The sequence below is a fragment of the Daejeonella sp. JGW-45 genome (assembly GCF_029360805.1).
Taxonomy (GTDB): domain Bacteria; phylum Bacteroidota; class Bacteroidia; order Sphingobacteriales; family Sphingobacteriaceae; genus Daejeonella.
The window spans coordinates 11,585-30,555 of record NZ_JARKNC010000004.1 but is presented as its reverse complement, the minus strand read 5'-3'; the positions used below and the strand labels follow the sequence as shown (position 1 = coordinate 30,555).

11 protein-coding genes, 2 tRNA genes and 3 rRNA genes are annotated in these 18,971 nt (G+C 45.3%); 7 read left to right on the top strand and 9 right to left on the bottom strand.

The features are described 5' to 3' along the window. Positions 1-172 precede the first annotated feature (172 nt). The 5 genes from rrf to P2W76_RS07435 form a co-directional block, all read right to left on the bottom strand. Positions 173-284 (bottom strand): 5S ribosomal RNA (rrf, locus tag P2W76_RS07455). Positions 285-492: 208 nt separating this feature from the next. Beyond that, positions 493-3,369: ribosomal RNA gene (locus P2W76_RS07450) — 23S ribosomal RNA — on the bottom strand. A 211-nt stretch (positions 3,370-3,580) separates the two neighbouring features. Beyond that, positions 3,581-3,654, bottom strand: a tRNA-Ala gene (locus tag P2W76_RS07445). Between the two features lie 158 nt (positions 3,655-3,812). Next, positions 3,813-3,890, bottom strand: a tRNA-Ile gene (locus tag P2W76_RS07440). Between the two features lie 178 nt (positions 3,891-4,068). Continuing rightward, a 16S ribosomal RNA gene (locus tag P2W76_RS07435) occupies positions 4,069-5,590 on the bottom strand. The 16S, 23S and 5S rRNA genes sit together here with 2 tRNA genes alongside, the layout of an rRNA operon. 965 nt (positions 5,591-6,555) lie before the next feature. On the opposite strand from P2W76_RS07435, the gene bamD reads away from it, so the two are divergent. The 6 genes from bamD (at position 6,556) to P2W76_RS07405 (ending at position 12,668) form a co-directional block, all read left to right on the top strand. Further along, positions 6,556-7,455: an outer membrane protein assembly factor BamD gene (gene bamD, locus P2W76_RS07430; RefSeq protein WP_276347059.1), complete on the top strand. Its 900-nt coding sequence runs from the start codon at positions 6,556-6,558 to the stop codon at positions 7,453-7,455. Continuing rightward, positions 7,448-7,771 carry a DNA-directed RNA polymerase subunit omega gene (locus P2W76_RS07425; RefSeq protein WP_276347057.1) on the top strand — a complete coding sequence of 108 codons (324 nt, stop codon included), beginning with the start codon at positions 7,448-7,450 and terminating at the stop codon, positions 7,769-7,771. The genes bamD and P2W76_RS07425 overlap by 8 nt, the downstream gene beginning before the upstream one ends. Before the next feature lie 68 nt (positions 7,772-7,839). Further along, on the top strand, positions 7,840-9,036 hold the full coding sequence (gene coaBC / locus P2W76_RS07420; protein ID WP_276347055.1) for a bifunctional phosphopantothenoylcysteine decarboxylase/phosphopantothenate--cysteine ligase CoaBC: 1,197 nt from the start codon (positions 7,840-7,842) through the stop codon (positions 9,034-9,036). A gap of 102 nt (positions 9,037-9,138) precedes the next feature. Then, entirely contained in the window at positions 9,139-10,038 is a 900-nt protein-coding gene (locus P2W76_RS07415) for a DUF4835 family protein (RefSeq protein WP_276347053.1), read from the top strand. 73 nt (positions 10,039-10,111) lie between these two features. Continuing rightward, positions 10,112-11,770: a DNA repair protein RecN gene (recN, locus tag P2W76_RS07410; RefSeq protein ID WP_276347052.1), complete on the top strand. Its 1,659-nt coding sequence runs from the start codon at positions 10,112-10,114 to the stop codon at positions 11,768-11,770. Positions 11,771-11,846: 76 nt separating this feature from the next. After that, positions 11,847-12,668, top strand: coding sequence for an SDR family oxidoreductase (locus tag P2W76_RS07405; RefSeq protein WP_276347051.1), 822 nt, complete (start codon positions 11,847-11,849; stop codon positions 12,666-12,668). Positions 12,669-12,747: 79 nt separating this feature from the next. Here the strand turns inward: P2W76_RS07405 and P2W76_RS07400 are convergent, their stop codons facing one another. Together P2W76_RS07400 and P2W76_RS07395 are read right to left on the bottom strand one after the other, a co-directional pair. Then, positions 12,748-13,134, bottom strand: coding sequence for a hypothetical protein (locus P2W76_RS07400; RefSeq protein WP_276347049.1), 387 nt, complete (start codon positions 13,132-13,134; stop codon positions 12,748-12,750). A gap of 95 nt (positions 13,135-13,229) precedes the next feature. Then, a complete protein-coding gene (locus tag P2W76_RS07395) occupies positions 13,230-15,767 on the bottom strand; it encodes an ATP-dependent Clp protease ATP-binding subunit (RefSeq protein ID WP_276347047.1) in 2,538 nt (845 codons plus the stop codon). Between the two features lie 188 nt (positions 15,768-15,955). On the opposite strand from P2W76_RS07395, the gene ettA reads away from it, so the two are divergent. Next, complete coding sequence (gene ettA / locus P2W76_RS07390) at positions 15,956-17,638, top strand: energy-dependent translational throttle protein EttA (protein WP_276347046.1); 1,683 nt, start codon at positions 15,956-15,958, stop codon at positions 17,636-17,638. Between the two features lie 66 nt (positions 17,639-17,704). Here ettA and P2W76_RS07385 read toward each other — a convergent pair whose 3' ends face one another. Both P2W76_RS07385 and P2W76_RS07380 read right to left on the bottom strand, forming a co-directional pair. After that, entirely contained in the window at positions 17,705-17,953 is a 249-nt protein-coding gene (locus P2W76_RS07385; protein ID WP_276347045.1) for a hypothetical protein, read from the bottom strand. A 63-nt stretch (positions 17,954-18,016) separates the two neighbouring features. Next, on the bottom strand, positions 18,017-18,874 hold the full coding sequence (locus tag P2W76_RS07380) for an alpha/beta fold hydrolase (protein ID WP_276347043.1): 858 nt from the start codon (positions 18,872-18,874) through the stop codon (positions 18,017-18,019). Positions 18,875-18,971: the final 97 nt, after the last annotated feature.

Genomic DNA, 18,971 nt, shown 5'->3' with positions numbered 1-18,971 from the left:
GGGGCTTGTTTAATCCCGATAGCTATCGGGATGGGCACCGCGACCTACCCCATACCTATCGGGACTCCCATCCGCCCCGGGCGGACAGTACCATTGGCGCTGATGGACTCCCATAGGAACCTTCGTCCACAAAAAAAGCCCTCATTCCATCAGGAACAAGGGCTTGTTTAAAATTGGGCACCGACCTACTCTCCCACCTGTTACGGCAGTACCATTGGCTCTGGCGGGCTTAACTTCTCTGTTCGGAATGGGAAGAGGTGGACACCGCCGATATAGGCACCTGAAGACTTTGGGAGTTGTACGTTGTACGTGATAAGTTCTACGTCTTGCAACACTTGACTTATCCGTTTTGCAACGTATTACGTAAAACGTATTACGTTTAACTCCGCTAATATCTTAACATACAGGAAAAAGTACTTGAATAAGAAAACAACAGCATTATTAGCTACTACAAGTAGTAGTCTATCTGCCTTGCACTCCAGTTAATGGAGCGCGAAGAAAGCTTCGGGCAATTAGTATTACTCGGCTATGATGTCGCCACCTTTACACCTGTAACCTATCAACGTAGTCATCTTCTACGACCCTCAATGGAAGTCTCATCTTGTGGCTAGTTTCGCACTTAGATGCTTTCAGCGCTTATCTATTCCAAACGTAGCTACTCTGCAGTACAGCTGGCGCCATAACAGATTCACTAGCGGTTTGTCCATCCCGGTCCTCTCGTACTAAGGACAGCCCCACTCAAACTTCCAACGCCCACAACAGATAGGGACCGAACTGTCTCGCGACGTTCTGAACCCAGCTCGCGTGCCACTTTAATCGGCGAACAGCCGAACCCTTGGGACCTTCTCCAGCCCCAGGATGTGACGAGCCGACATCGAGGTGCCAAACCTCCCCGTCGATATGAGCTCTTGGGGGAGATCAGCCTGTTATCCCCAGCGTACCTTTTATCCTTTGAGCGACGGCCCTTCCATGCAGAACCGCCGGATCACTATATCCGTCTTTCGACCCAGATCGACTTGTCTGTCTCACTGTCAAGCAAGCTTATGCTATTGCACTCCCCGTACGGTTACCAAGCGTACTGAGCTTACCTTTGAAAGCCTCCGTTACTCTTTTGGAGGCGACCACCCCAGTCAAACTACCCACCAAACAATGTCTCCGACTTAGCCGGATTAGACACCGTATACAGAAAGGGTGGTATTTCAAGGTTGTTTCCACGACTCCTGGCGAAGCCGCTTCACTAACTCCCACCTATCCTACACATCCTGTATCCAATATCAATGTTAAGTTGTAGTGAAGGTGCATGGGGTCTTTCCGTCCCGTTGCGGGTAACCGGCGTCTTCACCGATACCACAATTTCACCGAGCTCATGGCTGAGACAGCGCCCAGATCGTTACACCATTCGTGCAGGTCGGAACTTACCCGACAAGGAATTTCGCTACCTTAGGACCGTTATAGTTACGGCCGCCGTTTACTGGGGCTTCGATTCAATGCTTCGCCTTGCGACTAACATCCCCTCTTAACCTTCCAGCACCGGGCAGGTGTCAGGCCTTATACCTCATCTTTCGATTTTGCAAAGCCATGTGTTTTTGTTAAACAGTCGCCTGGGCCTTTTCACTGCGGCTGCCATTGCTGACAGCGCCCCTTCTCCCGAAGTTACAGGGCCATTTTGCCGAGTTCCTTAGCCATGATTCACTCGAGCACCTTAGGATTCTCTCCTCGACTACCTGTGTCGGTTTACGGTACGGGTTTTTATAACCTGAAGTTTAGCGGGTTTTCTTGGAAGTCTGATTACCTGTTCTATCTACGCCCCCGAAGGTTTGCAGTACTATTGGGTTTCAGCAATAATCACGGATTTGCCTATGATTACTATACCTACGCCTTTTAACGATCTATTCCGTCAGATCGCGACAGTGTCACTACTCCGTCACCGCGTCACAGTTATAAAAAGTATGGGAATATTAACCCATTGTCCATCGGCTTCCCCCTTCGGGTACACCTTAGGCCCCGACTAACCCTGATCCGATTAGCGTTGATCAGGAAACCTTAGTCTTTCGGTGGGCGGGTTTCTCTCCCGCCTTATCGTTACTTATGCCTACATTTGCTTTTCTGATCTCTCCACCACCGCTGACGCGTATAGCTTCACTGATATCAGAATGCTCCCCTACCACTCTTTCGAGTCCATAGCTTCGGTGATACACTTAATGCCCGTTTATTATCCATGCCCGATCGCTCGACTAGTGAGCTGTTACGCACTCTTTAAATGAATGGCTGCTTCCAAGCCAACATCCTAGCTGTCTGTGCAATCGGACCTCGTTAGTTCAACTTAGCGTATACTTGGGGACCTTAGCTGATGGTCTGGGTTCTTTCCCTCTCGGCGCGTGACCTTAGCACCCCGCGCCTCACTGCCAGTCATATTTCATTAGCATTCGGAGTTCGTCTGGATTTGGTAGGATTTGACTCCCCCGCACCCAATCGGTAGCTCTACCTCTATGAAACTTAATACTGACGCTGTTCCTAAAAACATTTCGGGGAGTACGAGCTATTTCCCAGTTTGATTAGCCTTTCACCCCTACCCACAAGTCATCCGGAAACTTTTCAACGTTTATCGGTTCGGTCCTCCAGTACGTGTTACCGCACCTTCAACCTGCTCATGGGTAGATCACAAGGTTTCGCGTCTACCCCCTCTGACTATACGCCCTATTCAGACTCGCTTTCGCTTCGGCTTCGTGACTTAATCACTTAACCTTGCCAGAGAGGAGTAACTCGTAGGCTCATTATGCAAAAGGCACGCCGTCACAGAACAAGTCTGCTCCGACCGCTTGTAAGCACACGGTTTCAGGTTCTATTTCACTCCGCTATTCGCGGTTCTTTTCACCTTTCCCTCACGGTACTAGTTCACTATCGGTCTCTCAGGAGTATTTAGCCTTAGCGGATGGTGCCGCTAGATTCCCACAAGGCGTCTCCGACCTCGCGGTACTCAGGATCCTACTAGGTTACTATCGCTTACGTGTACGGGATTCTCACCCTCTATGATTGGCTTTCCCAAGCCATTCCACTTCACTTTAATATACCACATCGTAGTCCTACAACCCCGGAATTGCCGTAACAATCCCGGTTTGGGCTCTTTCCCTTTCGCTCGCCACTACTCAGGAAATCACTATTGTTTTCTCTTCCTCCGCTTACTTAGATGTTTCAGTTCAGCGGGTTTGCGCATGTTTGCAACTAGTCTTCAACTAGTTAGGTTTCCCCATTCGGAAATCTTCGGATCAAGTCATATTTGCTAATCCCCGAAGCTTATCGCAGCTTATCACGTCCTTCATCGCCTCTGAGAGCCTAGGCATCCCCCGTGTGCCCTTTCTTACTTTCTTCTTCTAACTGCCTTTTGCTCAGTTAGAATGCTTTTTTGGTCTGCTGCCTTCCGGATCAAGGAACAACGATCAAGGATCAAAGACACTTGCGCATCTTTGCTCTTTTTTCTTTGCTCTTTACTCCTTCCAACAACTTCCCTACTGTTGTCTTCTCTTTCAATTACTTTTTTCCAATATGTCAAAGAACGTTTGCTCCCTATTATGAAGCAGCGTGGAGAATAACGGATTCGAACCGTTGACCCCCTGCGTGCAAGGCAGGTGCTCTAGCCAGCTGAGCTAATCCCCCTTCAAAATGAGTTGAACGTCTTAAGTTTTACGTTATACGTTTCTGTGTGTAGTTATCAAGTTATGGTCGCTAGGTTTAACGTAAAACGTATCACTTATAACGTATAACTCAAAGTAGTCCCGAGCAGTCCCGATAGCTATCGGGATGAACTGCGGACCTGGTAGTCCCGAGCAGATTTGAACTGCTGACCCCTACATTATCAGTGTAGTGCTCTAACCAAACTGAGCTACGGGACTCTGTTAATGAGTATTGAGTAGTGAGTATCAAGTAGTGAGATCTCCTCAACGCTGTACCCCACATCTTCAAGCCCGTCTCAAATTGGAGCACTTCTTAATGGCTCATCTTTTGGGTTGTCTTTTGTTTTTTAATAAAGAAAATCAAAGAAGTATAACAAGAGCAGTTAAAGCGCTCTAGAAAGGAGGTATTCCAGCCGCACCTTCCGGTACGGCTACCTTGTTACGACTTAGCCCCAGTTATCGGTTTTACCCTAGGACGCTCCTTGCGGTTACGTACTTCAGGTACCCCCAACTTCCATGGCTTGACGGGCGGTGTGTACAAGGCCCGGGAACGTATTCACCGCAGCATTGCTGATCTGCGATTACTAGCGAATCCAACTTCAAGAGGTCGAGTTGCAGACCTCTATCCGAACTGTGAATGGCTTTTTGAGATTGGCATCCTGTTACCAGGTAGCGGCCCTCTGTACCATCCATTGTAGCACGTGTGTAGCCCCGGACGTAAGGGCCATGATGACTTGACGTCGTCCCCTCCTTCCTCTCTGTTTGCACAGGCAGTCTGTTTAGAGTCCCCACCATAACATGCTGGCAACTAAACATAGGGGTTGCGCTCGTTGCGGGACTTAACCCAACACCTCACGGCACGAGCTGACGACAGCCATGCAGCACCTAGTTTCCTGTCCTTGCGGACTGACTCATCTCTGAATCATTCAGTAACTTTCAAGCCCGGGTAAGGTTCCTCGCGTATCATCGAATTAAACCACATGCTCCTCCGCTTGTGCGGGCCCCCGTCAATTCCTTTGAGTTTCACCCTTGCGGGCGTACTCCCCAGGTGGAATACTTAACGCTTTCGCTTTGACGCTAACTGTATATCGCTAACATCGAGTATTCATCGTTTAGGGCGTGGACTACCAGGGTATCTAATCCTGTTTGATCCCCACGCTTTCGTGCCTCAGCGTCATTGACACCTTAGTAAGCTGCCTTCGCAATTGGTGTTCTGTGACATATCTATGCATTTCACCGCTACTTGTCACATTCCGCCTACCTCAAGTGTAATCAAGCCCATCAGTATCAAGGGCACTGCGATGGTTGAGCCACCGTCTTTCACCCCTGACTTAATAGGCCGCCTACGCACCCTTTAAACCCAATAAATCCGGATAACGCTTGGATCCTCCGTATTACCGCGGCTGCTGGCACGGAGTTAGCCGATCCTTATTCTTACAGTACATTCAGCTCACTACACGTAGTGAGGTTTATTCCCGTATAAAAGCAGTTTACAACCCGTAGGGCCGTCTTCCTGCACGCGGCATGGCTGGTTCAGAGTTGCCTCCATTGACCAATATTCCTTACTGCTGCCTCCCGTAGGAGTCTGGTCCGTGTCTCAGTACCAGTGTGGGGGGTCATCCTCTCAGATCCCCTAGTCATCGTGGTCTTGGTGAGCCGTTACCTCACCAACTAACTAATGACACGCATGCCCATCTTAATCCTATAAATATTTGATCATCTCCCGATGCCGGAAGGTGATTTTATGCGGTGTTAATCTCTCTTTCGAGAGGCTATCCCCCTGATTAAGGTAGGTTGCATACGCGTTACGCACCCGTGCGCCACTTTCACCAGGAGCAAGCCCCTGGATCTCGTTCGACTTGCATGTATTAGGCCTGCCGCTAGCGTTCATCCTGAGCCAGGATCAAACTCTCCATTGTAAAATGTGAATCTGTCCTAGCCCTATTATATCTCAAATAGAACTAGTTATTATTGTATTCTATTCTCGCTTTAACTTCAAGACCAAATGGTCTCTTCTCGTTATACTTCTATTGACATTTCTTTAAAGAACTTTGCGCCTTTCCCATCACGGTGCCGGCTTATATTTTCGTGGTATTGCTACCCCTCAAATCTTTCATCTTTTGTCGCTTTCAGCATCGCGCCGGCCGCTTGTTTTTATCTCCCCTTTTGTTTGGGACTGCAAAGGTAGGATTCTTTCTGACCTTCGCAAAATTTATTTTAAAGTTTTTTTTGATCCCCCTGCATATCAACCGCTTCAATCCGAATCACGCCCACAGGCCCCTAACAACCCTACACCACTAAACTCCAAAACCGCTCAAAAAACAACCCGCTTCTCTTACTTGCGGGATGCAAAGGTAACAACTTCTCAACTCCCCTGCAACAGCAATCCCCTTTTAATTGATAACTTTCTCTTAACTACCTGTTAACGAAGAGGAAAAAATAGTGTTTTCCATTCATCGCTTGTTCGACGATCGTTCGAGACAGATATGACAATGATTCGGGAAGTGTTGCGGAACTGTTCGGCGGTTGTTCGACTGGTGTTCGACCGTCCTTCGACTGGAGCAGTGTTTCGTCGAACAGCGGTCGAACACCAGTCGAAGCGCAGTCGAACAAATGCCTCTTCTTTCTCAGATCTGTCTCACATCAAATACCTAAACGTCCCGGGGTTTCCAATTGGGTTCAATTGCTTCCTGACACCCTGATCTGTGGCAAGTTGTGCCAAAACAGTCCTTCCTCCCATCATACCTCATACCCCCGACCTCGTCCAAATTGTTAAAGAATGTTAAACAATACCCCATATATATACAAAGGGATATTTTCGCGTATATATTAATGACTATCAATTAATAATTGAAACTTTACCGATTTACCTTATCTTTGCAGAATGTTTAAAAACAAGCTTAACATATCCCTAAGCATATTACTCGTTATTATTATTACCATTGCTGGTTGCAAGAGCAAGTACGAAAAGCTCCGGGCAAGCAATGATACGGCACGAAAATACCGGGAAGCTATTAAGTTCTACGAGAACAAGAACTATAATAAGGCTTTACCATTATTTGATGATTTGGTTACAAAATACCGCGGTACAGCTGAGGCGGAAGACCTTTCGTACTACTATGCTTATACGCACTATAAATTAAAAGACTACACTACTGCCAGATATCATTTTAAAACATTCGCCGATACCTATGCATCCAGCCCTAAAGCTGAAGAATGCCGGTTTATGGCAGCCTATTGCTTTTATCTCGAATCGCCAACATATTCGCTGGATCAGGATAATACCTTAAAAGCGATGGACGCTTTACAGTTATTCATTAACCTGCACCCAAAAAGTGAGCGTGTGCCGGAAGCTAGTAAGCTTATTGCTAATCTCAGGGCAAAGCTTGAACAGAAATCATACGAGAATGCTAAATTATTCTTAGACATAGGAGACTATAAATCGGCAGTGATTGCTTTCAGAAATTCCGAAAGGGACTTCCCGGATACTAAATATGCCGAAGAAATGGAATTTCTAACTGTTAAAGCGCAGGCCCTTTATGCAGGCGCCAGCCTTGAGCTGAAACAGGAGGAGCGTTATAATGAAGCGATACAGCTTGCAAATGAGTTTGCGGTAAATTACCCGTCGAGCAAGTATCTTAAAGAGATCGAACAGATTAAAAAGAACAGTGAGAAAGCTATCGTAGACGTAAAGAAATTAATAGCTGAGGAACAGGCACTAATAGAAGCCCAGACAGCGAAACAGAAAAAACAAGAGGACACTAAAAACAATTCAAATGAGTAATACAAAGGCAGTTATTCCAAACAGTACGGTCACACGTGATGTTCGTGAGTTAGATAAGGTTACAGGCAATATTTATGAATCGATTGTAATCATCAGTAAACGTGCAAACCAGATCTCTAACAATTTAAAGGAAGAGCTTCATGGGAAATTAGCTGAATTTGCTTCATCTAACGATAACCTGGAAGAAGTTTTCGAAAACCGTGAGCAGATCGAGATCTCTAAGCATTATGAGCGCATGCCTAAGCCATCGCTTATTGCTGTGGATGAGTTTTTACACGATAAGGTTTATTACAGAAACCCTTCTAAAGAGCAATAAGATTGCAAAAAGCATAGAGCATTCGTGCTATGCCTCATGCATGAGTTCCATCTTATAGAAACATGCCTATGCTTGCTAATAAAAATATTTTACTCGGCGTTTGCGGCAGTATTGCGAGTTATAAATCTGCAACCTTAATCAGGTTACTCGTTAAAGCTGGTGCAAACGTCAAAGTAATTATGACGGGCGACGCTACTAATTTCATCAGCCCGCTTACCCTCTCCACCTTATCAAAAAACCCTGTACTGGTAAACTATTTCGATCCCGGATCAGGGGTATGGAATAATCACGTCGACCTGGGATTGTGGGCCGACCTCATGGTAGTAGCCCCGGCAAGCGCCAATACCCTGGCCAAGTTTGCAGCCGGCTTATGCGACAACCTGCTGTCGGCCGTTTACCTTTCTGCTAAATGCCCGGTATTTTTCGCCCCTGCGATGGATCTGGATATGTGGAAGCATCCGTCTACTCAAAAGAACATTCTGTCTCTGACCGGTTATGGCAATATCATGATCCAACCGGCCTATGGCGAACTTGCCAGCGGCCTCATTGGCGAAGGAAGAATGGCTGAACCTGAGGACATTATTGCATTCATTACCGGAGAAATAAAAAGAAAGCTTCCGCTGAGCGGTAAAAAGGCATTGGTAACAGCCGGCCCCACTTATGAGGCCATAGATCCTGTCCGTTTTATCGGGAACCACTCATCCGGCAAAATGGGCTTTGCTATAGCCGAGGAACTTGCTGCCCTGGGTGCCGCTGTCACATTAGTAAGCGGCCCGACAGCTTTAAAATTGTCGGGCACTGGTATCAATCGTATTGATGTTACCTCTGCTGAAGAAATGCTTCAGGCTTCGTTAGCAGCATTCCCGGATGCTGCAATAGCTATCTTAAGCGCTGCTGTAGCCGATTACCGCCCTGCAGAAATATCAGAGGTTAAGATCAAAAAGGACACTTCGGGGCTTGAGCTGGCTCTGGTTAAAACAACGGACATCCTGGCTGCACTCGGCGCCCAAAAACAAGCCGGTCAGATCCTGGTTGGTTTCGCGCTTGAGACGAATAATGAAGAGGAAAACGCCATTGGCAAATTGAAGAAAAAGAACCTGGATTTTATTGTACTCAACTCGCTGCGAGACGAAGGCGCCGGGTTTAAGCACGATCAGAACAAGGTAACGATCATAGACAACAAGCTGGTAAAGGAATCGTTTCCTTTAAAATCCAAAAAGGAGGTGGCTAAAGATATCTGCCAAAAAGTAGTAGATTTATTATGATAAGCATCATGAGCACAATTATAGTGACTATGCGCATGATAACGGGCAGGTCAACGCCGTTCCGACGAACTTGATCAGCATTAAGAAACTAACTACATACTGATGAAATACATTTTGTTTTTCTTTCTTTTATCGGTTTCTGCAATATCGTATTCCCAGGACCTGAATGCCAGAGTGCAGATACTTGCACCCCAGGTTTCGAATGCTAACAAAAGGATTGTTGACGTTCTGGAAGTTAGTATAAAAGACTTTTTGAACAACAGGAGGTGGACAGCTGATGCTTTACAGCCGCAGGAACGGATCGATTGCAATTTCGTAATAACCATTACTGAATGGGATGGCTCATCAAGTAACTTTAAGGCAGAAGCCCAGATCCAGTCGAGCCGGCCCGTGTATAACAGCAGCTATAATAGCACTATATTAAATCTGAGCGACAAAGAATTCACCTTCGCTTATTCGGAAGGACAGGCACTGGATTTCTCCGATCAGAATTACCTTACTAACCTGACATCCCTGCTGGCCTTTTATGCCTATATTATTACCGGTATGGATTATGACACCTTTTCCAAACTAGGCGGCACGCCGTATTTTCAGAAGGCCCAAACCGTACTTAATAATTCCCAGATTGCACCGAACGTGGGGTGGAAGGCTCATGAAAGCTTACGTAACCGCTTCTGGCTGATCGAGAACCTGATGAATAAAGCATACAACCCCATACGCGAGAACTTGTACGAGTACCATCGTGATGGCCTGGATGTGATGGTTGAGAATCCGTCTAAAGGCAGAAAGGCGATCTACTCTATCCTGCCGCAACTCGAGAAGATCGATAAGCAAAAACAGGGTGCAGTTCTAAATCAAGTGTTTTTTACGGCAAAATCAGACGAACTGATTAATATCCTCAATGACGCTGAACCACAAGAAAAACTGAAAGCCTTTAGTATTCTCTCTGTGGTTGACCCCGCTAATAGCCTGAAGTATGAGATCCTCAAAAGATCACGCTGAGGTTCTGATAAACTATAAAAATCGTCTTCCCTTTCTATCCTATTTGCTTAATTTAGCTTAATTATTTTTCTCTATGCTCAAGCGACTGGCGATTAGCAATTATGCTTTAATTGATACCCTGGATATTTCGTTTTCGGACGAACTAAATATATTGACAGGGGAAACCGGAGCTGGTAAATCGATCATACTTGGTGCATTGTCCCTGATCCTTGGCCAGAGGGCAGAGGGCAAATACTTTTTCAATCAACAGAAGAAATGTATTATTGAAGGGACTTTCCTGGTCAGTGATTTTCACTTAAATGATTTCTTCACAGACAACGATCTTGATTATGATCAGGAAACCATTCTCCGCCGGGAAATCACATCCGATGGAAAATCCAGAGCCTTTATTAATGACACGCCGGTTAACCTTAGCGTGCTCAAAAAGCTTGGCGAAAAGCTGATAGATATACATTCTCAACATGCAACGCTTGAGATCAATGATGAAGATTTTCAGCTTCTGGTGATCGACACCATTGCGGGAAATCAGGAACTCCTGGTCAACTATAATACGGTATACAAGTCTTACCGGCATGCACAGGCTAAGCTTAAAGAACTGATTAGTCAAAGCGAACAATCCAAGTCAGATCTTGATTATTTTCAGTTCCAATTTGATGAACTCGACAGGGCTAAGCTTACCGAAGAAGAACAGGCACAGCTTGAACAGGAGCTGGATACCCTCACACACGCCGAAGAAATTAAACGGAACCTCCTGACGGCGATCGGTGTGCTCAGCGAAAGCGAGCCTTCCATAATCACACAATTAAAGGAAGCCACCCTGAGCCTGGCTAATGCAGAAAAGTACAACCCGGAAATTAAGGAGCTGCATGAGCGATTGGATAGCAGCCTGATTGAACTAAAGGATATATTATCAGAAGTTGAACGAATAGAACAGCATAGCGCGGTAGATGAATCCAGGCTGGAAGAAGTTAGTCAACGACTCGACACGATCTATTCTCTTCAGAAAAAGCATCGCGTAAGCACAAACATTGAGCTGATAAACTTAAGGAATGAGCTTTCCGAAAAACTGAACAGCATACTATTTGCCGACGAAGATATCGCGAAATTAAAGCTGGACGTACATAACATTAACATGACCTTGTCAGAGTTGGCGGAACAGCTTCACGATTTGCGGATGCATAGTATACCCCGCGTGGAAGAATCTGTAAAAGCAAGCCTTCACGAAGTCGGTATGCCTAATGCTTTATTACAAATAGAAAACGAAAGGCTTGAAGCAGGGAAGTTTGAGATGAATGGCACAGACCGTATCCGCTTTTTATTTAGTGCAAACAAGGGACAATCGCCTTTGCCTATGAACAAAGTTGCTTCGGGCGGTGAGCTTTCAAGACTAATGCTGAGCATTAAATCGCTCATCGCTGTGCACACCTCTCTTCCCACTATTATTTTCGATGAGATTGATACGGGTATTTCAGGCGAAGTAGCCCTTAAAGTAGGCAATATCATGGAGAAACTCTCCGAAAGCATGCAGGTTATTGCCATAACGCACTTGCCGCAGATAGCTGCCCGGGGCGATGCACATTACAGCGTCTACAAGGACGACCGGACAGATATGACACACACCAACATCCGCCGCCTGGAATCAGACGAACGGGTAATGGAGCTTGCAAAAATGCTAAGCGGTAACAATCCCGGCGAATCAGCAATTTTGAATGCAAAGGAACTGCTTAGTTAATTTAGAGTATAACAATAAGAGATAAATAATAACTTTGCTTCTTCACAGAATCTAATCAACCACAAAAAACAATTATATGTATAACTTACTGAAGGGTAAAACAGGTATCATTTCAGGAGCATTGGATAAAAATTCAATAGCCTGGAAAGTGGCAGAAAAAGCGCATGCTGAAGGTGCTAAATTTGTTCTGACAAACGCTCCTATAGCTATGCGCATGGGTGAGATAAATGCACTGGCCGAAGCGACAGGCTCGCAGATCATTCCAGCCGATGCTACAAACGTTGAGGAATTGACCAATTTATTTACCCAGTCTCAGGAAGTATTAGGAGGTAAGATCGACTTCGTGCTTCATTCTATCGGGATGAGTGTCAACATCCGGAAAAAGATTCCTTATCCTGAGCTGAACTACGACTACTTTCAGAAGGGCATAGATGTTTCCGCTTTATCTCTGCACAAGATGCTGAGCGTAGCCAAAAAACTTGATGCGATAAACGAATGGGGAAGTGTTGTGGCGCTAACATATATGGCTGCGCAGCGTACTTATCCGTTCTACACCGATATGGCTGATATAAAAGCCATGCTTGAATCTATAGCCCGGAGCTTCGGATACCACTACGGCCTGGAGAAAAAAGTACGTATTAATACCGTTTCACAATCCCCTACTAAAACCACTGCCGGGACAGGGATAAAAGGTTTCGGTGATTTCTATGATTTTGCAAATGCGATAGCTCCACTGGGAAATGCAGATGCCGAATCATGTGCTGATTACTGCATCACCCTGTTCTCTGACCTGACGAGAATGGTAACCATGCAGAACCTTTTTCATGACGGAGGATATTCATCAACGGGCGTGAGTGATGATGTGATGCATAGGTTGGGGGTTGAAGCTGAAAGTTGAAAACTGAAAACTGAAAACTGAAAACTGCAGGGCCGGTAACTGCCCCCGGTTGCTTTCAGTTTTCAGCTTTCAGTTCCTATTAAACCGAGTCAATAAGTACAATCTTCACCCTAACCGCCCCTGGCGGTGTAACGGTTCCTATTCCATCAGAGCTTTGAATCTCCATAACAATCTGGCCTGTTCGGGTGATATAACTATAGGAAATACCGTTATAAACCTGCGGGACTTGCTCGTAAGTGCCATTATCAAATGAAATATAGACCAGCACACCGCCACGCTCATTGAAATAATCGTCGATTTCGGGCATATCAATAGCTGCAGTATATGTCCGGCCGCCATCATTCGGGACCCAACTGCCTGAATTCAGAGTTGTAATTATGGTACGGTTGGGGACTACCATTTCCTTTTTACATCCTGCGGCTACCAGTACAAGGGAAAGGCACATAAAAATAAGTGATCGTTTCATAAGGGATAGGTTTTAAAAGGCGCCTATAATTGTTAGACAAAAAAAAGCGGGTAATAGTTGCACAATTACCCGCTGTAATTCAAATGTTACTTTCGTTAGTCCTCTTTCTTCTCTTCCTTCTTGCGCTTGCCGGCTTTAGGTTTGCCGATGATACGGATCTCTTCTTTCTCCTTATCATAGTCAACTTCCATCGTATCACCCTCAACCAATTCGCCTTTAAGGATCTCTTCGGCAATCGGATCTTCAAGATGCTTCTGGATTGCACGCTTTAACGGACGGGCACCGAAATTGGAGTCGTAACCTTTCTCGGCAATAAATTCCTTCGCCGCATCGGTAAGCTTGATCTCATAACCAAGTCCTTGTATCCTTTCAAAAAGGGCCTTGAGCTCAATATCTATAATACTGAAGATGTGTTCTTTAGTCAGCGAATTAAACACTACCACATCATCAACCCGGTTCAGGAACTCGGGAGCAAATGCTCTTTTCAGTGCGTTTTCGATCACGCCTCTGGAGTAAGTATCTGCCTGCGATGCTTTAGCTACCGTACTAAAGCCAACTCCCTGCCCGAAATCCTTTAACTGACGAGCGCCAATATTAGAGGTCATGATAATGATGGTGTTCCGGAAATCGACTTTACGTCCAAGACTGTCTGTTAGCTGACCTTCATCTAAAACCTGCAGCAGGATATTAAACACGTCAGGGTGAGCCTTTTCTATTTCGTCTAATAAGACCACAGCATACGGCTTTCTTCTAACCTTCTCAGTCAGCTGCCCGCCTTCTTCGTAACCCACATATCCCGGAGGCGCCCCCACTAAACGTGATACAGCGAACTTTTCCATATACTCACTCATGTCTACCTGGATAAGTGCATCTTCGGTATCAAACATGAAACGTGCGAGTTCCTTCGCAAGCTCGGTTTTACCAACGCCGGTAGGTCCAAGAAAAATAAATGAGCCAATCGGCTTTTTAGGATCCTTTAAGCCCGCACGCGTGCGTTGGATGGCTTTTGTTAATTTCTTAACAGCATCGTCCTGGCCAATAACACGGGTGTTGATGGCATCGAACATACCCAGCAACTTCGTACTGTCTGCCTGACCAACACGCTGAACAGGAATTCCGGTCATCATGGAAACCACTTCCGCTACATTGTCTTCCGTAACCGTATAGCGTTTCGTTTTGGTTTCGGCCTCCCACTCACTTTTCGCTTTTTCAAGTTCTTCCAGAAGATTCTTTTCTGTGTCCCTCAGCTTTGCTGCTTCTTCATACTTCTGGCTTCTTACAACTTTATTCTTCTCGACCTTGATCTCCTCGATCTTTTGTTCAACATCAATGATGTTCTGCGGAACATGGATATTCGTCAGGTGAACGCGTGATCCCGATTCATCAAGGGCATCTATTGCCTTGTCGGGAAGGAAACGATCTGTAATATATCTTGAAGTCAAACTAACACAGGCATTAATAGCCTCGTCAGTATAGGTAACTCCATGGTGTTCCTCGTATTTCTCTTTGATACGGTTAAGTATCTCAACAGTCTCTGCCGGAGTAGCCGGCTCTACCATTACTTTCTGGAAACGACGGTCTAACGCGCCATCCTTTTCGATAAACTGGCGGTACTCGTCAAGCGTAGTAGCTCCGATACATTGAATTTCTCCCCTTGCCAGGGCAGGTTTGAACATGTTCGATGCATCCAGCGAACCCGATGCACCGCCGGCACCGACAATGGTATGGATCTCATCAATGAACAGGATCACATCAGGTGATTTCTCGAGTTCATTCATCACCGCTTTCATCCTTTCTTCGAACTGGCCACGATACTTGGTACCGGCAACAAGCGAAGCAAGATCAAGCGTAACTACCCGCTTATTAAATAGCACCCTTGAAACTTTTCGCTGAATGATCCTTAAAGCAAGTCCTTCAGCAATAGCCGACTTACCCACCCCTGGCTCACCGATAAGTATTGGGTTGTTCTTCTTACGACGTGACAATATCTGCGAGACCCGCTCTATTTCTTTCTCACGACCTACTATCGGATCTAGCTTGCCGTCTTCGGCAGCCCTGGTCAGGTCACGGCCGAAGTTATCAAGAACAGGTGTTTTTGACTTGATGTCCGAAACCTTTTTCGGCTGACTGAAGCTCTCCTCTTCCCTGAAATCGTCATCTCCTGCCGGAGATCCACCCTGAGCTTCATCCCTGAAACCATCCTTATTGCTTTCTACCTCGCCTTTGAATATGTCGTAATTGACGTTGTACTGCTGAAGTATCTGGGATGCGATATTATCCTCATCCCGAAGGATGGAAAGAAGAAGATGCTCAGTACCAATCACATCGCTCTTAAATATCTTTGCCTCCAGGTAAGTGATCTTCAAAACCTTTTCTGCCTGTTTGGTCAGAGGTATATTCCCAAGATTTACTGTAGTGCTGGAAGTTCCTTTTACAGAATCTTCAACCGACTTTCTTAAACGGGCGGTATCCACACCGGCACCTTTGAGGATCTTTATCGCCATTCCGTCACCCTCACGGATAAGTCCGAGCAATAAATGTTCTGTGCCGATATAATCATGCCCTAAGCGGAGGGCTTCTTCCCGGCTATATGATATAACGTCTTTGACGCGTGGGGAAAATTTAGCTTCCATTCTAATACCTTTCTGTATGTTTAACGCCCTAAGCTATTAAATTATTGGTTTACTAACCTTTGGGCAATAGTAACAAGTTATCAACAATTACGCCATTTAAATTGAAAAGGTTTTACGTCATTCAGACATAATAAAGTTGACGTGTCTCTGACTAAAATACGATATTTGAGGCTCATTCTAAATACAATATGTCAGACGAAAAGATAATATTTTCAATGGCCGGGGTAAATAAGATCTACCCGCCGCAAAAACAGGTTCTAAAGAATATCTACCTATCTTTCTTCTACGGCGCCAAAATAGGGGTTATCGGATTGAATGGATCAGGTAAATCTTCAGTATTGAAGATCATTGCAGGCCTTGACAAAGCATATCAGGGCGAAGTTGTTTTCGCTCCGGGCTACACGGTTGGATACCTGGCTCAGGAACCCGAGCTAGATAAAGAAAAGACTGTACGTGAGGTAGTTGAGGAAGGCGTCGCTGCAACAACTGCCATACTTAAGGAATATGAAGAGATAAATGAAAAGTTTGGTTTGCCCGAGGTTTATGAAAATGCGGATGAGATGGACAAGCTTTTGGCAAGACAGGGCGAGCTACAGGATCAGATAGATGCCAGCAACGCCTGGGAATTGGACACAAAACTTGAACGGGCAATGGATGCGCTTCGCTGCCCCGAGCCAGAGGCGAAGATTGCCACTTTGTCAGGCGGCGAACGCAGAAGGGTGGCCTTATGTCGCTTATTGCTTCAGGAGCCCGACGTTTTATTGCTGGATGAGCCTACCAACCACCTGGATGCTGAAAGTATAGACTGGCTTGAGCAGCATCTTAAACAATATAAAGGAACGGTAATCGCTGTGACGCACGACAGGTATTTTCTGGATAACGTTGCCGGATGGATCCTTGAACTGGACCGTGGGGAAGGTATTCCATGGAAAGGCAATTACTCATCCTGGCTTGACCAGAAAGCAAAAAGGCTCGAATCAGAAGAGAAGACCGAAAGTAAACGTCAGAAAACTCTTGAACGGGAGCTTGAATGGGTCAGAATGGCTCCTAAAGCACGCCATGCAAAATCCAAAGCTCGTCTATCGAACTATGAAAAGCTTGCTTCTGAAGATACTAAGGAACGCGAAGATAAATTGGAGCTTTTCATTCCCCCAGGGCCACGGCTTGGAAATGTAGTGATCGAAGCTCAGGGTGTCAGCAAAGCTTACGGAGACAAAATATTATTTGAAAATCTAAATTTCTCGCTCCCTCCCGCAGGTATTGTGGGTATTATAGGCCCCAATGGTGCTGGTAAAACAACCTTATTCCGTTTGATTACCGGGCAGGAAACTGCAGATGCCGGTTCTTTCAGAGTTGGGCCGACCGTAGCTTTAGGATATGTTGACCAGATGCACGACGACCTGGATCCGGAAAAATCTGTGTGGGAGAACATCACTGATGGAAATGAAAATATTATTCTGGGAAACAGAACAGTAAATTCACGTGCTTATGTTTCGAAATTCAATTTCAACGGCGCAGATCAGCAGAAAAAAGTAGCTGTGCTCTCGGGGGGTGAGCGAAACAGGGTTCATCTTGCCATAACACTTAAGAAAAGCTCAAACGTGCTATTGCTGGATGAGCCAACGAATGATATTGACGTGAATACTCTTCGCGCCTTAGAAGAAGGCCTTGAGAATTTCGGTGGGTGTGCGGTAATCATCTCTCACGACAGATGGTTCCTTGATAGAGTGTGCACGCATATATTAGCCTTTGAAGGAAATTCAGAGGTATATTATTTCGAAGGGAACTATTCGGAATATGAAGAAAATCGGAAAAAACGCACCGGTGATGTTACGCCTCACAGGATACGGTATAAAAAGCTTGTGGGTTAGATGAGCCAGGAATCAAGAATCAAGACGGGAAATCTTTTTTCCTTAGTCTTGATTCTTGATACTTTGTCAACTCCTTGTATATCTCCTTAACTTTTTCCACGAAATAGAGAACCGCCTCTCAAGATTATAAAGCATCGCGCCTCTGTAGCGATTGATTATAGTAATATTTTTATTTATAGAATCTAAGGGCCGGTTTAGTGTCTGACTTACCTTTGTTGGAATCTCTTTCACATAATCATCTACCATCTCCACATATTTAAATCCGCAACGGCTCTTTTGCAGCTGCACAAGTTCATTTGTAAGACTATTTGCCATGACTTTCATTTTGGTACATATATTATACAATGCTCAGATTGTTAAGTTTCAAAAAATATAAGATCATTTCAGATGAACCTTAAGCCATGCATCACAATCAGACAGAAAGCTCATCGTATTATTAAGGTTGACAACCTCATGTCCCGTTTCCTCGTACAAAACGAGTTTATTGGCAACTCCAAGTTGTTTCAGGCTACTACTAAGCGATATTGACTGCTCATGTGGCACAACAACATCCAGCTTACCGTGGAATAATAGTGTCGGTTTAGATGCGGAACTCACGTGAGTGATCGGACTGGCTTGTGCGTAGGCATCAGGATTAGTCTGAAAAGGAAGGCCTAAAAGCCATTGTACCACTTGCGATTGAGCTGTTCCTGCGTTCATGATCCCGGTAAGATCTGTTGGCCCGGCCATGGATATAACAGTCTTGACCTTATTGCCGGTGTCGTACTTATAAGCATACAAAAGCGCTAAATGACCGCCCGCACTGGCTCCCAACAGGGCGACTTTATCAGCCGATATCTTCCAGTCACCAGATTTCGAAGCTATAAACTCTATAGCTCCGGCAATATCATTAACCTGAGCTGGATGTATATTCTTTTCAGCGGTATTTGTAAAGCGGTAATTTATTGTCGCTGCTGCGAATCCTTTGTCGCGCCAGTATTTGGCGAGATCAGTAAAAGCAGACTTGTCTCCTTCGAACCACGAGCCGCCATGAATAAATACTATTACCGGAGTACCGGCATCCCTTTTTTCGGGGAGATACATATCTAGAACATTCCTTTTGTTACCACCGTAAGATACATTTTGAATATCCTGTGCTGTTAGAGGCAATTCCTGATCTTCTGGTTCTTTCTTGCAGCCGGTGGAAATAAATAACAAAAATACAAACCCGGTTAGGGCGCCTTTTAACTTGTCCATATTTATTATACGGATATAAAACCCTGTTTGTTATCCCGGATCTGTTAATATGTTAACAAATAAATAACCTGGGCGAAAGGTCTTTTGATTTTTTAAG

Excerpts from the sequence above, each read along its gene's own strand:
- P2W76_RS07415 (WP_276347053.1), top strand. The coding sequence starts at position 9,139 with ATGAAATACATTTTGTTTTTCTTTCTTTTATCGGTTTCTGCAATATCG.
- P2W76_RS07385 (WP_276347045.1), bottom strand. The coding sequence starts at position 17,953 with ATGGCAAATAGTCTTACAAATGAACTTGTGCAGCTGCAAAAGAGCCGT.
- P2W76_RS07400 (WP_276347049.1), bottom strand. The coding sequence starts at position 13,134 with ATGAAACGATCACTTATTTTTATGTGCCTTTCCCTTGTACTGGTAGCC.
- coaBC (WP_276347055.1), top strand. The coding sequence starts at position 7,840 with ATGCTTGCTAATAAAAATATTTTACTCGGCGTTTGCGGCAGTATTGCG.
- ettA (WP_276347046.1), top strand. The coding sequence starts at position 15,956 with ATGTCAGACGAAAAGATAATATTTTCAATGGCCGGGGTAAATAAGATC.
- bamD (WP_276347059.1), top strand. The coding sequence starts at position 6,556 with ATGTTTAAAAACAAGCTTAACATATCCCTAAGCATATTACTCGTTATT.
- P2W76_RS07395 (WP_276347047.1), bottom strand. The coding sequence starts at position 15,767 with ATGGAAGCTAAATTTTCCCCACGCGTCAAAGACGTTATATCATATAGC.
- P2W76_RS07405 (WP_276347051.1), top strand. The coding sequence starts at position 11,847 with ATGTATAACTTACTGAAGGGTAAAACAGGTATCATTTCAGGAGCATTG.
- P2W76_RS07380 (WP_276347043.1), bottom strand. The coding sequence starts at position 18,874 with ATGGACAAGTTAAAAGGCGCCCTAACCGGGTTTGTATTTTTGTTATTT.
- P2W76_RS07425 (WP_276347057.1), top strand. The coding sequence starts at position 7,448 with ATGAGTAATACAAAGGCAGTTATTCCAAACAGTACGGTCACACGTGAT.
- recN (WP_276347052.1), top strand. The coding sequence starts at position 10,112 with ATGCTCAAGCGACTGGCGATTAGCAATTATGCTTTAATTGATACCCTG.